11 protein-coding genes are annotated in these 14,733 nt (G+C 43.2%); 4 read left to right on the top strand and 7 right to left on the bottom strand.

Annotated elements, in window-relative coordinates:
• Positions 1 to 323 precede the first annotated feature (323 nt).
• The 3 genes from fdhF to DC094_RS18255 are packed head-to-tail and all read left to right on the top strand — an operon-like array spanning position 324 to position 4,478.
• The gene (gene fdhF, locus DC094_RS18265) at positions 324 to 2,486 is read left to right on the top strand and encodes a formate dehydrogenase subunit alpha (RefSeq protein ID WP_206605699.1); all 2,163 of its coding nucleotides are present in this window, start codon (positions 324 to 326) and stop codon (positions 2,484 to 2,486) included.
• The gene (locus DC094_RS18260; RefSeq protein ID WP_116688567.1) at positions 2,486 to 3,523 is read left to right on the top strand and encodes a 4Fe-4S dicluster domain-containing protein; all 1,038 of its coding nucleotides are present in this window, start codon (positions 2,486 to 2,488) and stop codon (positions 3,521 to 3,523) included. The genes fdhF and DC094_RS18260 overlap by 1 nt, the downstream gene beginning before the upstream one ends.
• Positions 3,516 to 4,478: an iron-sulfur cluster-binding protein gene (locus tag DC094_RS18255; protein ID WP_116688566.1), complete on the top strand. Its 963-nt coding sequence runs from the start codon at positions 3,516 to 3,518 to the stop codon at positions 4,476 to 4,478. The genes DC094_RS18260 and DC094_RS18255 overlap by 8 nt, the downstream gene beginning before the upstream one ends.
• 87 nt (positions 4,479 to 4,565) lie before the next feature.
• On the opposite strand, the gene DC094_RS18250 is transcribed toward DC094_RS18255, so the two are convergent.
• Complete coding sequence (locus tag DC094_RS18250; RefSeq protein WP_116688565.1) at positions 4,566 to 5,561, bottom strand: OprO/OprP family phosphate-selective porin; 996 nt, start codon at positions 5,559 to 5,561, stop codon at positions 4,566 to 4,568.
• A gap of 1,121 nt (positions 5,562 to 6,682) precedes the next feature.
• On the opposite strand from DC094_RS18250, the gene DC094_RS18240 reads away from it, so the two are divergent.
• The gene (locus DC094_RS18240) at positions 6,683 to 7,585 is read left to right on the top strand and encodes a DMT family transporter (protein WP_116688563.1); all 903 of its coding nucleotides are present in this window, start codon (positions 6,683 to 6,685) and stop codon (positions 7,583 to 7,585) included.
• 211 nt (positions 7,586 to 7,796) lie between these two features.
• On the opposite strand, the gene crcB is transcribed toward DC094_RS18240, so the two are convergent.
• The 6 genes from crcB to DC094_RS18210 all read right to left on the bottom strand — a co-directional run bounded on the left by crcB (position 7,797) and on the right by DC094_RS18210 (position 13,798).
• On the bottom strand, positions 7,797 to 8,174 hold the full coding sequence (gene crcB, locus DC094_RS18235; protein WP_116688562.1) for a fluoride efflux transporter CrcB: 378 nt from the start codon (positions 8,172 to 8,174) through the stop codon (positions 7,797 to 7,799).
• A 604-nt stretch (positions 8,175 to 8,778) separates the two neighbouring features.
• Positions 8,779 to 9,264 (bottom strand): hydrogenase maturation protease, encoded by a 486-nt coding sequence (locus DC094_RS18230; RefSeq protein ID WP_116688561.1) that lies wholly within the window; start codon positions 9,262 to 9,264, stop codon positions 8,779 to 8,781.
• Positions 9,265 to 9,363: 99 nt separating this feature from the next.
• Complete coding sequence (locus DC094_RS23020; RefSeq protein ID WP_116688560.1) at positions 9,364 to 10,842, bottom strand: Ni/Fe hydrogenase subunit alpha; 1,479 nt, start codon at positions 10,840 to 10,842, stop codon at positions 9,364 to 9,366.
• Complete coding sequence (locus tag DC094_RS18220) at positions 10,842 to 11,384, bottom strand: NADH-quinone oxidoreductase subunit B family protein (RefSeq protein WP_116688559.1); 543 nt, start codon at positions 11,382 to 11,384, stop codon at positions 10,842 to 10,844. The genes DC094_RS23020 and DC094_RS18220 overlap by 1 nt, the downstream gene beginning before the upstream one ends.
• On the bottom strand, positions 11,377 to 12,114 hold the full coding sequence (locus DC094_RS18215; protein ID WP_116688558.1) for a 2Fe-2S iron-sulfur cluster-binding protein: 738 nt from the start codon (positions 12,112 to 12,114) through the stop codon (positions 11,377 to 11,379). Before DC094_RS18215 ends, DC094_RS18220 begins: the two co-directional genes overlap by 8 nt.
• On the bottom strand, positions 12,107 to 13,798 hold the full coding sequence (locus DC094_RS18210) for an NAD(P)H-dependent oxidoreductase subunit E (RefSeq protein WP_116688557.1): 1,692 nt from the start codon (positions 13,796 to 13,798) through the stop codon (positions 12,107 to 12,109). Before DC094_RS18210 ends, DC094_RS18215 begins: the two co-directional genes overlap by 8 nt.
• Positions 13,799 to 14,733: the final 935 nt, after the last annotated feature.

Genomic DNA, 14,733 nt, shown 5'->3' with positions numbered 1-14,733 from the left:
GGACTGACAAATTTGGAAACAAAAAAAGATAAAGCGATTATTGGTGCGACAAAGCTTCGTTTGTATCGTTTGTTATCGCAAATGTTCGTTTTATGCGTTCGTTTGAGGTTTGCGGATTCGCTTGAAAAAGTAAAGTTGGATGCATCTTTTAACCCTTGATGCCAAAAGGAAATATCTCAATAGAGGTAGTTAAAGGTTCTTTGAAGCTGAAACAATATCTGATGATTTTGGTCAAGGCTGCTGCTATGACTGCTGGTTTAGTTTGGTCTTTCCATAAACCTGCCCTGCCATGATTGCATCCATTATCCCGGATTGCTCTGCCCATGGATGGGGTATATGTGAATTATCAGCACGGACAAATTATGGCCACTAAAACCATCCCGTCGATCTGCCCATTTTGCGGCACTGGCTGCGGCATTGGTCTGCGTACCCGCGACGGGCAAGTCGTTGGCGTTGAACCGATTAAAAATCATCCGATCAGTAAAGGTCGACTTTGTTCTAAAGGTTGGAGTACTGCTTTTGGTGTCGGCCCCAAGCATCGTATTACCACGCCATTAATTCGTGAAGGTAAAAGCTTTCGTGAGGCGAGTTGGGATGAAGCGCTAGATCTGATTCATGAGCAGTTCAGTAGTTATCTCGACTCCCATGGTCCGCAAGCGGTAGGAATGGTGAGCTGTGCCCGTGCAACCAATGAAGATAATTACGCGATTCAAAAATTCGGCCGTGCGGTATTAAAAACCAATAATATCGACCATTGTGCACGAATTTGTCATAGCCCTTCGGTTGCTGGTTTATCTCGCACCCTCGGTGAAGGCGCGATGACCAATAGCATCGGCGATATTGAAAAAGCCGACGTGGTGGTGATTTTTGGTTGTGACCCAACTGAAAGCCACTGCATTATTGGTAGCGAAATGATTCGCGCTAAAGAACGTGGTGCAATGCTGGTGGTGGTTGATCCACGGCAAACCCGTTTAGCTAAATTAGCTGATGTCCATTTACAATTAAAGCTCGGTACTAACGTTGCTTTAATTAATGGTCTTTTAAATATTATTTTTGATCGTGGTTGGGAAGATCGTGAATTCCTCGATGCCCGTTGCGAACAAGAAGATTTATTGCGCAAGCAAGTTTCACAATATACGCCGAAAAAAGTCAGTGAAATTACCGGCGTGCCTGTTGATCAATTAATTCAGGCTGCTCGAATTTATTCAAAAGCACGTGCTGCATTTTTAGCTTACGGCATGGGTGTGACCCAATATGCCACCGGCACTAACAATGTTATGTCGATTTCGAACCTAGCATTAGTGTGTGGCCAAGTCGGTAAAAGCGGCGCAGGTATTAACCCGCTGCGTGGCCAAAACAATGTTCAAGGTGCCTGTGATATGGGTGCTTTGCCGGGTGTTTATCCGGGTTATCAGAATGCTAATGATCCAGCGGTTCAGAAAAAATTCTCTGAAGCCTGGGGCACTTCGGTCGCTAACAAGCCCGGTATGACTTCTTTGGGTATGTTGGAATCGGCCATGCAAGGCCAGTTCATGGGCATGATGGTGTTTGGCGAAGACCCTGTCGTGACCGACCCAGATCAAAACCAAGTAGAAAAAGCATTACGCAAGCTAGATTTTTTAGTGGTTGTTGAAATGGTGATGACGGAGACTGCCAAGTTTGCTGATGTGATTTTACCCGCGGCTAGTTTTGCCGAAAAAGACGGTACTTTTTCTAACTGTGAGCGCCGAGTTCAAAGAATTCGTAAAGCCGTTGAGCCAATGGGCCAGTGTAAAACTGATTGGCAAATGATGGGCCTTTTAGCCGAAAAGTTTGGTATTGGCGGCATGGACTGGAATGCTGCTGAAGAAGTATTTGATGAATTAGTTGGTTTAACGCCTATTTATTCAGAAATGAGCTATCCACGCTTAGCAGAAAACCATGGTCTGCAATGGCCCTGCACGCGAGAAAAACCTCAGGGAAGCCGCGTATTACATCGCAAAGAATTTCCCATTGGTAAAGCGCAATTAATTCCGCTGAACTGGTTGCCACCTGCAGAAAATCCAGATGCTGATTTCCCTTTCTATTTGACGACGATTCGTCTGCACTTCCATTATGGTTGTGGTTCGATGACGCGTAAATCACCGATTTTGGAACGTGAAACACCAAAAGGCGTGTTGTTCATGAACCTGCAAGATGGTGCCAACATGGGCTTGTATAACCATGCGCCGGTATCGGTAAGTTCACGCCGTGGTTATTTAGAAACGCGAGTGGTTCTGATTGAAGAATTGCCACAAGGCTTAGTCAGCATGCCGTATCACTTTAATGATACGCCATCGAATCAGTTGACCAACGACGTACAAGATCCGATCACTAAAATGCCTGAATTAAAAGCTTGTGCAGTTAAAGTAACCGCATTGCCAGCGGGCGTAGAGCCAAGATCAATTCAGGTGATCAAGTTAGAAAACCTTGCGGCAGAAGAAGCGGCATCAGGAGTGGTTGCATAATGAAAGTTTATAAACTGGAGCGACCAGAATTTTTACGTAATTGGTTATCTGAAGAGCGAGAAGTTTTTCAACCAGTCATGGATGCAACTGGCAATGGTAGCTGGCAACCAATTGCCCATGGTGCAGTTGAAGAATTCGATGACGAATTACGTCCATTAATGTCGCCAAAAGATTTCTTTTTCTCCGAGCGTGAAGATTTATTCCGTTTTGAAGCTGGTGCAGAAAACCCAACATTTAAACCGATTATTCCTCGTATAGAAAAGCGGGTTTTATTTGGTGTTAAAGCCTGTGATTTAAAAGCGATTGCTTATCAAGATAAGCATTTCGCTACCGACCCAAATTACCAGGCGCGCCGTCGTCAAACTTTGTTGGTTGGTATTGATTGCCACGCGCCTTGCGAAGGTGGTTTTTGCCCAACAGTCGATGCAGGCCCAACGGTACGTGACGGCACGGCAGACTTGGTTTTAATTCCAATGCCTTCAGTTGCCGGTGAGCAAGCGGGCTGGTGGTTAGGCTGTAACAGCCAGGCAGGTGAACATGCAATTTGGGGAATGAACCTTAAATTAGCAGAGGAAGGTTGGGATTATTGGCGCAAATTGACCGAAAAACGTGCCAAGGCATCTTTCCCTAATGACACTCAATTATTAAACGGTATTCGCCGCTTAAATGCGCGTGCCATTCCTGATGAATTATGGGACAAGTTAGGTATTCAGTGCCTAAGCTGCTCGGGCTGTACCATGGTTTGTCCAAGCTGCAGTTGTTATGCGGTTGAAGATATTAAAACACCCACCGGTTATGTGCGTGAGCGTTTCTGGGATTCTTGCTTAATGGAAGGCTTTCAAAAAGAAGCTAGTGGCGCTAACCCAACGCAAGCTTCTGGCAAGAGGGTTCAACGTTTCTGGTTCCATAAATTTTCTGATGATATCGCATCCCGCATGGATGACAGCTATGGCTGCGTCGGTTGTGGTCGCTGTGAAGTAACCTGTCCTGGCTCCATCGGAGTACATTCAGTGATGGAGGCAATTGCTAATGCATAAGCAACAACTGATCGATCACACGCCTGCGTTAATGCGCATTGTTGATAAATATCAGGACGGCGAAGATCTGTGTCATTTCACTTTTGCGCCCTTTAACGAGGGAGAGAGTCTAAACAAAGATGAAATGCCGGATCTATGCAATATCAATAAGGTCCAGCCGGGTCAGTTTATGATGCTGACGATTCCAAATGCCGGTGAAGCAGCATTTACTTATGCCAGTATGCCTGATGAAAACGGTCATTTTCACTGCCTGATCCGTAAAATTGGTGAGCTGACAGATGCGCTGTTTGAATTGGAACCAGGTGCCATGGTCGGTGGCCGAGGCCCAATGGGTCAGGGCTGGCCAAATCTTAAAGATAAAAAAGTATTAGTTATTGCTGGTGGTTGTGGTTTAGCGCCAGTAGCAGCAAAAGTAGATGCATTAATTGAGGCATCTGCCGAGCCAGTGGTTTATTTCTCAGCCAGAAATGAAGCCATGCTGGTAATGAAAAAAGAGCGTGAGCGCTGGCAAGAGCAATGCAAACTTTATGAAGCGGTCGATGACTGTAGTGGCGCGAGCAAGTCTTATCTAGCTGGTCGCCAATTGGCCGATAACCTAGATCAGATCATTCAAGACGATGGTCCATTTGACCATGTAATTACCTGTGGCCCTGAAGGCATGATGTTGGCAGTTTGCCGGATTATGGAAGGCAAAGGTTTTCCGGCAGATCACATCTGGTTATCGCTAGAACGCAGAATGCACTGTGGCGTTGGCTTGTGTGGTCACTGCTATATGGCCGATCACTTAGTATGCGTTGATGGCCCGACTTATCGCTGGGATCAATTAGGTGAATTGGTGGTTAAAGAAAAAGCCATTAGAGCACCAGAAAGTCCACTCGATATGGGGCACGCAGCTTCAAACTGTGGTGAAGAAAAAGAAGGTTGTGATGGCAACGGTGGTTGCGGTTGTCGTTAATTACCTTTTCATTTGGTAGATAGCAACCACCAGCCTTAGCTGGTGGTTGTCTATTTTGACACAATAGAATATTGACCAAGCTATTGATTAAAATGTTACTTGGAAGCGCAGACGTAGCTCATTACCGGTATCGTTGCTGTTATTATCTTCACCATCGGTATAATTAATGCCTAAACGTACATTTTTGTTTGCGTAGTAATTTAATCCGATAGTGTAAGCCGTTGCATCGGTTGTACCCAGTTCGATATCGCTATGGTTTCCGTCACCATCTTCGTAACGGGCAACCGCCTCCCAGGCACCACTCTTGCTGCTGGGAGATACTCGCTTGAATTTTCCACCTTTATAAGGACGGGTTTCTCCCGTAAAAATATAGCCCGCCTGAACATAGTACCCGCTGGCATCATTGTTAGATTCAGTAGTACCGTCTGTGTATTCAGCCTGTATATGAAATGGCCCAGTGGCGAAAGCTGCTTCAAGCCCTAGTGCTTGATCATCAGAGATGTTTTTATAAGCGACGCCTAAATGCAAAACACTACTCTGAGTTTTTACTGGAGAAAAAGTATAGCGAGCTGCAAAGCCTTTTTCTGAGTCAACGTCATTATCTGTAAACAATCCCAGTGCATAAGTTTGGTTGCCAAGAGCACCGTTAAATTGAATGCCTTCTGCTTTACCTACTGCAAATAGTTCGGTAATAGCAGAACGTTCCAATACGCTAATATCTTTAGAAGAAGTAAGCTCTTCCAAGCCAAATGGCATATTCTGGTTACCAATTGTAATTGTCTGGCCTGAATCGAAACCGTTATAGCGAAGGTATAAATCTTCAGCGCCGCTTCCATCTACATTAAATTGGGTTTTAAATGACCAGTTTTCAGAGATATTTCCTTTCACAAAAAGGCGACCACGTCGTAAATTAAAATCATCTTCATCAACCTGATTATTTTCTTCTGAACGGTTGTAATCATATTGAATTCGACCTCCAAACTGAAGGTTAAGGTCGCTATTTTGAATTTTCAAACCTTCAGCCATTGCAGGCGTGTTAGCAAGCAAAGCAGCAGCAAAAATTGAAACAGGCTTGATTTTCATAGGGTGATTATTCCTGAAGTTAAGGTCAATGTTCTTGCACTCAGTTATCAATAAGACAAGCTGATATATGTGTGCGCTATTAATGAAGTGACAAGCTGCGCGCAGTGTGCTTTGAAACTATTGGCTCGTCATCACAAATAATGCGACATATTTTCTTGTTAGGTGCTTCTTTGCATTAGGTTTTTCTAATTGCTATTGAAATAGTTAAAGTTTTGAATGTAGTTTCTGTGATAGATTATTTCGGCATAAGCAAATGAGAATCTTTCGCAACAAATCAATCGTAGTGCGAAGCTATGGTAAGCGCTCATAACCATGTTTTCAGAGTGATTTAATGAAAAGATTGAGCACTAAGGAAACTCAAAAAACATAAATAACACCTGCACAACTAAACTGGAGTTTTACAGGGGTTCTTGTGGTTGATTGATCATATGAATTTTGAGCGTTGCCGAACATGATTGATTTACGATTCTATTTACATGTTCAAAATGAGTCTTAAGAGAGACAAGTAAATTATTTTATTTATTTATTTGGCTTAGCATCGAGCATGGTGACACTTTTACTGCATCAACAGTAGTTGGCGTTTTTTTAGTCTTTATATAAGTCTTTGGGAAAAGTACTAGAAATTGCAACTACACCCACAAAAAATTCGATCAATAGATTAAGCCAAAAAGAGAAAGGCTGTGTCGCTCGTTGATATCGAACATCTGACTCCCAGGTGATTTCTATATAAGAGATGATTTCGCCAGAAATAATCGCGCTAATTACATTTCCTAGCCAAAGCCCGCCCAAACCCATTGCAATGCATCAAATATCAGCGCCTAACATTCTGCCGATGATTAAACCGAGCAACATGCCAGCTTTGGCAAGAAAGGGAGTGTTTTCCATTGGTATCTTGCTTGTTTGAAAAGCAAAGGATGACAGTGTGGTTTCACTGCTACCAATGTTTTGAAATAAGCATTGGTAATAGTAAAGCTTGTTATGACGCTCAAACTGAATACAATGGCGGCAGTTTTTAAGGCTTGAAATGATATAATTTCTGAAATGTTTGTTTCCCGTTCAAGCTTATATTCGCATTACGTTATTTTATTTTATTGGCTCTTTTTCCAATCTAGCAGGTTTCAATGATATCCATTGGTGTACGTTATATGGTGCTGTCGGCACTCGGGTTTGCCTTAATGACCGCTTGTGTAAAGGTGGTCGGTAACTATGGTATTCCAGTATTGGAAATTGTTGCAGCCAGGGCAATTGTCTCGCTAGTGATTAGCTATGTAGATGTGCGGCGTAAGAAGTTATCAATCTGGGGTAACAATAAACCATTGTTGATTGCTCGGGGCTGTGCCGGAGCATTGGCGCTGATGTGTGTTTATTTTGCGGTGACCAGCCTGCCTTTGGCTGAAGCGACCATCTTGCAGTATTTATACCCGGTATTTACCGCAATTCTGGCACTTGTATTTCTAAAGGAGAGGGTGCGTCCAACCACGATTATTTGTATTTTACTGTGCATTACTGGCTTGCTGGTCATGGTGCGGCCGGACTTTATATTGGGTGGTGTCATCTCTGAAGCGACAGCGTCACTACCGCTGATAAGTGTTATGGCAGCATTGTTAGGTGCTTTTGGCAGTGCGGTGGCTTATGTCATTGTTAAAAAACTAAGTAGAAGTGAAGACAGCTCGGTGATTATTTTTTACTTCCCGTTGATAGCTCTGCCAATTTCTATGTTGCTACTGTTACTGGCCGACAATTTTGTGCTGCCTAATCTGGAAGTGCTTGGCTTGATGGTATTGATTGGCATTTTCACTCAGATCGGCCAAGTCGGCTTAACCAAAGCGATGCAAACAGAAGCAGCGAGTAGCGCAACTGCGTATTCCTATGTTCAAGTTATTTTTTCGATGTTGTTAGGCTGGGCGCTATTTAGTGAACTGCCGACTTATTGGACTTGGATCGGCGGGGGTTTGATTATTAGCGGTGCGCTGATTAATTTGTACGGAAGCAGACCGCAACGACAAATCAAAAAGGTAGCATAGCAAGCGAACTATTCTGATGATTTAAGGTTGAGGAAGTGTAAGAAATAGTCTGTATTATTCTGCACTTAATTGTATGCTGCAAGGTCGTCATGAGCGAAGCGAATAGCGACAATATAAATATTTCACCATAGATGTCACGCTTCGCTTAGGCTCAGGGATGACCTACAGAGTGCCTCGCAATGAGGTCATCATTATTTTCATGCTTCAGCCTTTATTTTAATAACGATCCACTGAACATACCCAAGCTGGTCATAATTAAAGAGCCAAACAAATGCAGGCTAATTGCGCCCGCCGCCATCATTATTCGCCCCTGTTGTAGCAAGCCAGTGATCTCGGCAGAAAAAGTTGAAAAGGTTGTCAGGCTGCCGAGAAAACCGGTAATCACCAGTAGTTTCCATTCAGGCGCCAAGCTGGGAAAGTGAGCGAACATTGCCAAGGCCAGGCCAATTAAATAAGCACCCAACAGGTTAGCAATTAGGGTTCCAGGGGGGATGCTTGGAAATAATGAATTCAGCGCACTACCGATCAGCCAGCGAAGTGTTGCACCGATAGAAGCACCGGCACTAATGGCAATAATTGAGTTAAGCATTAAGTTTCTCTAGCTGGGTTCGATAGAAGCTATGAGCGCTGACACTATCCGAGTACCAAGATTATCTCGTATCAACACTAATGGTTACAAGTCGCTGCCGCCTCAGTAAAAGCAGCAAGCCGTGATGATTATACTGCTTGGCAGGATAAAAATCGTCAGCTGATATCAAATGTCATATTTTGCAATGTTGCTTGGATGAAGTTGTATTGGTGGCTGCGTAAGTATTCGAAGAAGGTAATGCACTAAGGTAGCTATATTATCGAGTGCGGCATATCTGCTAAATCGTGCAGGAAAAATACAATGATTGATATGCGGGTTTAATCGAGATGCGTCTGCTTTAGCCAAGCAATAAAAAACGGCAACCATCGCTCGCTATTACATGAGCAAAGACTGCCGTTATAAACGGGCTTTCCTGAAGATCAGCATTGGGCATTGCTGATGAAAAATACTCTGGCAGTTAAGTGATAGTGATATTAATGCCTAACTGGCGCTATCCAGTGGTATTTCTCTTTGTTGTACTTCTCGTTATTGCATTTCGTTATGGTCTTTCTTTAACGTGTGCCGTTAAGTTAGGTTCTATTTTGATCTATCGGTATTCGTTTTTTTAAAGTGGGTTCCATTGTGATACTGGAGTTTCTAACAGGCTCAACAAATGAGCTTGTGCCAACTTCAAATTCTTGTGGCACCGTTCACTCATATTCTGCCCTAATTCGAAATCATCACCGCCAATGCCTAATTGATAGCAGGGTGGTGTTTCTGATTCTGTTAGCATGCCATGAAGTGACATCACGGTTTCCGGTGTCTGGGCATGGCTAGAAAAATGAACGTTAATTTGTGCGGCTAATTGCTTGAAACTGATGGTTTCACATTGACTGTCGCAGTCGAGAAATATGACTGCATCGACGTCTTTTAAATCGTATGCATGCTCAGGGCCGAGCTGCATATCTTCAACCAGATGCAATTGACAGTCTATTTGTGACTGAATTTCTTCAATTCGATTTAACAGTACCGGTGCTGCACCATCATCGCCGCGGGCAATATTGCCATAGGCAATCAAACTAATTTTTGTCTTACTGAGATGGTCACTCATAGCAATAAACCTGCTAAATGTTTTTTATTCCAGCGACCGACTGGCCGCTAGAATAAATTAGTTAGAAAAATAATCGATTAAATTATCGAATTATTAACCTTAGCTAAACTCACCATTCGAATTTTTACTTAATTGATGAATCAGCTGACCTTTGCTATCGAGCATTTCCACATGCAGCGGCATTTTACCAATTGCGTGGGTAGCACAAGACAAACATGGGTCATAAGAACGCACAGCAACTTCTAGCAGATTTAACAAGCCAGGTGTAACTTCATTACCATCAATATGCTGATTAGCCGCTGAACAAACTGCTTCGTTCATGGCAAAGTTATTACTAGTAGTCGATACAATCAGATTCGCCATGGTGACTTGGTCGTCATCATTGACTTCATAATGATGGAATAAGGTGCCACGAGGCGCTTCGATAATACCGATACCTGAGCTTTGTCTATTGCCTTTAGCGACTAAATCGAGGCTAAACAGATCTGGATCTGCCAGCACTTTCTGAATTGATTCTGCACAGTGCAATGCTTCAATCATTCGTGCCCAGTGGAACGCCAGATTTTGATGCGCAAGCGGGTTACCCGCTATTTTCATAAAATCTTGACGATAATGCTCGGCTAAAGGCGTCGAAATAGAATCACAGTTATTAATTCGAGCCAATGGGCCAACGCGATACCAGCCAGAGTCGCCACCTTGCGCTTCACGAATTGAGCGCAAGAATGGGAACTTCATATAGCTCCAGCTCTTGGCTTCTTCCTGAATTAAGTCGGTGTAACGCTCATTCGGGAACTGATCATTAAGGATCGAACCGTCAGCGTTTTTAACACGCAAGTTACCATCGTAAAATTCTAGGCCGCCCTTTTCGTCAGTAAGTGACATATAAGGTGATTCGGTGCTAGCGAACGAATTAAATAATTCGGTGTCTTCTAGGCACAAGCGACGAGCCAATTCGACGGCGTCTTTGCTCCACTCAACGATTTGATCAATTTCAGCGGTCAGGTATTGATAAACTTCGCGGTCTAACGGCTGGTTCATGCCACCTGGAAGTGCTGCAATACCGTGGATACGTTTACCACTGACAGCACGAATAACTTCTTGGCCGAATTTACGGATTTTTACGCCTTGGACGGCAATTTCCGGATATTCTTTTAACACGCCAATAATATTACGCTTGCTAACATCGCTGTCGTAACCAAACAATAAATCAGGTGATGCCAAATGGAAGAAGTGCAGTGCATGAGACTGTAATAATTGTCCCCAGTGTAACAACTGGCGCAATTTTAAAGCCGCAGGTGTTAATTGTTTAACACCGTTAATTTGGTCGATTGCCTTGGCTGCTGCCAAATGGTGGCTCACCGGACAAATACCACATAAGCGCTGAACTAATAATGGCAGCTCATAATAAGGGCGGCCTTCAATGAATTTTTCAAATCCACGAAATTCAACAATGTGTAAACGTGCCTGCTTAACATGACCTTCGTCGTCAAGCAGTAGAGTAATTTTTCCGTGGCCTTCTACGCGGGAAATCGGCTCAATGGCGATACGGCGGAGGCCAGCTTGCGTTTGGTTTTCCATTAGTCAAAACGCCTATGTGGATAATCAATATTAGGTTCGCGGCCTTCAAGCAGTGCCGTAATGAGTTCAAGAAAAGCCGGTGCAGGTGGTGGGCAACCTGGTAAGAAATAATCTACTTTCACCAGTTCGTGCAACGGTTGCACTTTTTCTTGTAAGCGCGGAATTTCCGGGTCATCGGGGATAATATCAGTGGTTAGGTTATAACCGGTTTGATACACCTCTTTCAGACAATCTTGAACATCGATTCCATTGCGCATAGCAGGTAACCCACCATTAATTGCGCAGGCACCAACAGCAACTAAAACTTTGCAGTTCTCGCGGAAATCTTTTAGTACGTGAACATTTTCTTCGTTACACAGACCGCCTTCAATTAAACCTAAATCACATTTAGAAATATTTTTGATATCGGTAATGGGTGAGCGATCGAACTGAACGTGTTTTTCAACTTCGATCAGTGCTTCGTCGATGTCTAGTAACGACATGTGACAACCAAAGCATCCGCCCAGAGAACAGGTGGCTACCTTTATTTTTTGATCAGCCATGGTTTTCACCCTCTTTGACTCGTTCCAGACGCTGGTTGCCTACTTCACCGATCGACTGATTGTCATAAATCCGTTGACCAGGGCGTTGGCTGTAGTTGTTCTTTTTATGGAATAAAGCGCCAACGGGGCAAATGTTTGCTGCTAAATCATCAACAGTAAGTTTTGATTGGCCTAAAGTACCGTCGCTAGAGTGGACCTGCAGATAAGTCTCAGGACCCCGTCCAGCTAACGAGAAGACATCTTTTTTATCGACCTGAGCACTGGCACGGCGACACAGTGAACAGTTAATGCAACGATCACGATCGAGAATGATATCTGGATGCGTTGCATCCATTTCCCGAATTGGATATTGCAGTGGGAAGCGAGTATGAGTAATGCCAAATTCATAGGCCAAGGCCTGTAATTGACAATTACCTGACAGTTCGCAAGTTGGGCAGTAGTGGTTACCTTCAGCAAATAAAAGCTCGATTAATTGCTTGCGCAAATCGAGAATTTCTTCGCTGCTGTTTTCCACAGCCATGCCCGATGAAGCTTTAGTCAGGCAAGAAGATACGCAGCGACCATTTATTTTTACTGTACAGAGCTTGCAGCTACCATGAACTGTTACTTCAGGATGAAAGCAAAGATGTGGAATATAAACATCTGCTTTTTTTGCCGCAGCCAGAACGGTTTCACCTGGTTCAAAAGGAACCTCCTGGCCATCAATTAAAATGGTATTGGAATTACTCATGAGCCATTTCCTGATTTTCTGCCTTCTGGGCTTTCAGATGATGATGGAAAATCTGACCAATACTTTGTCCAGCTGTTTTACCCAAGCCGCAATGGCTGGTAGTCATCATCAGCTTACAAGTATCAAGCAGCGTTTTTTCATCCTGCTTTTGCAAGGTTCCGTTCATAACCTGGTCGCTGTAAGCGGCCAACATTTGGCAACCACCACGACAAGGGGTGCAGAAACCGCAGCTTTCGTGAACAAAGAAATGGCTGAAGTTATGCAGTAAATCCTTTGGTTGACGATCGCTATTAAATACCATCATTGAACCAGCGCTATATAAGCGACGGAAATCAATTGCGGTATCGAAACGGTTTTCAGTAATTAAACGACCTGCTGCGCCACCAACCTGAACCATGGCAGCTTCTTTGCCGCCGCATGCCTTCATCATTTCAGCGATGCTGGTACACAGAGGGAATTCGTAAATACCAGGGTGTTTACAATCGCCCGAAATACTGTGCAATTTACTGCCAGGGGTGTGGCTACAACCGACTGAACGGAAGTTATCCAAGCCTTTGTCCGCCAATAGCGCAACGTTACAAAAGGTTTCTACGTTGTTGACTACGGTAGGGCGGCCAAGGAAACCTTGATCGACTGGGAATGGTGGTTTAATCCGTGGAATGCCACGCTTGCCTTCCATTGAATCGAGCATTGAAGATTCTTCACCACAAACATAAGCGCCAGCGCCCATGTGAATGCCAATATCAAAATCTTCAGTTAATAAGCCTGCTTCACGGCGTTTTTTAATCGCATTATTAATGTGGCCATACATGTAAATGTATTCTTTGCGAAGATAGATATAACCGCTCTTGGCACCTATCACTTCACCACAAATAGTCATGCCTTCCAGTACATTTTCAATATGCCGATCTAACAGCACACGGTCTTTAAATGTTCCGGGTTCGCCTTCGTCAGCATTGCAGGCAACCACTTTATGATCGCCAATCGCTTTACGACAAGCCTGCCATTTAAATGCGGTACTAAAGCCCGCGCCACCGCGACCTTTCAAACCGGCATGATCCAGCTTGAGGATGAAATCTTCAGGTGATGCGGTTTTAACCTTGGCCAAAGCTTCGCCAGCAACAACATGGTGGCGCAGTAATGGGCCAGGCTTGCGAATATTGCTGGAGATTTCAAACCAGTTGGCTGGCCATTGATCTAATGGGGTGTCAGTGCTAATTAATGCCAATATGTCATCGACACGTTGTGCATTAATACGGCCCATTGCAAAACCATTAATTAATAATGCAGGGCCTTGTTCGCATAATCCGGTGCAAGAGGTTTCATTAACTTGAATCTTGCCTGGATTTTTTTTGGCGTACTTATTAAACCGGTCAATGTTGGTTTGTTGACCAAGCATCATATCGGTGATGTTAGTACTCAGGTGAACAACCCATGGTGCCGTGGGCTCTGCATCCAGTAGATGGTAAAAATCGATAATCCCTCGGATTTTAGTCTCGGTAACGCGGGTGCGTTCGCTTAATGCTTTTCTTAACTGTGGTGGAACCCAGCCCAAGAAATGTTGAATGCGAACTAGAGCCTGAAGTACGTCTCCGGGACCTTCAATGCGATAACCATCCATTAACGCATCTAGTTCCACATCATCATGAGATGAAGGGTATGGACCGACTTTTTTAAAAGTCACTGTTGACTCCTACGCTTGGAACAGCGGCTAGTTAGTATAAAAACAACATTTATAAAGCTGCTGTTTTATCTCGTGTGCCTGAATATGCCTCTCAGATGAACAATATTTAAAATCAGAGGCTGACGTTCATTAACTGAACAACTGAACCAGTAGGGAGTGCTGACTTTAAAACCATGTTCTATCCTGATCGAATTATCTTGAGTAAATTAAGAGGTATACTTTTTGATCTAGCACAACTAAAAAGACTAATTTTTTTTTGTTCGAACTAAACATGGTGGCAGGTCAAAAAAACTTACTTAATTAAAGGTTTTTGAGTGACAGAATATCTTGTTTATCAATGAATTTCGTAATCGAACATTAGGTTTGGTGGGTTGCTTGTTGTATTAAGCTTATGTTTTTAAATATTTTTTGTTGCTTTGCCGCCAAATAAATAAAAGTAAATACGAACTTTTCAGATGTTAAAGATTAGGTCATACCAAAAGTTGCACCTCATTGTGGTAATACCAATAGCGAGATCATATAGTTAGCTGGTGTTCTAGCAATAAGAGGTAGTCAGCAGTTATCTATTTGGGATAATGCATTACTAGCTAATATTCTGCGGCGTGGGTTTAAGTGCTACTAGTATAGTTTTTAAAAAAAATCCCAGCTTTTAATTAAGTTTTTTTTCAGGTTTTTTTTAGCGAAGTTATTTTGCTTGTTTCTAGTGCTTGAGGTATTTGCTTATGAGTTATTAATTTTGGTCTGACCCTTTAAGTTTTTTTTGACTCACTTTATATCAGTTTTTAATGATGCAATTAAAATCGTTAAAAGTTTGATGTTCGCTTTCGCGGTCGTGGAATGATTCTGAATAAGAAAAATAGCGATTGATTGTTACTTTGCAGGCCAGCTTTTCAATCAAAAAGATACTTTTAAAATAAGCATTTAACTGCAGAAAA

The organism is Pelagibaculum spongiae (assembly GCF_003097315.1).
In the GTDB taxonomy this organism is placed as follows: domain Bacteria; phylum Pseudomonadota; class Gammaproteobacteria; order Enterobacterales; family Pelagibaculaceae; genus Pelagibaculum; species Pelagibaculum spongiae.
Note: the sequence above shows the minus strand (reverse complement) of the source record. Positions and strands in the feature narration are given on the sequence as shown.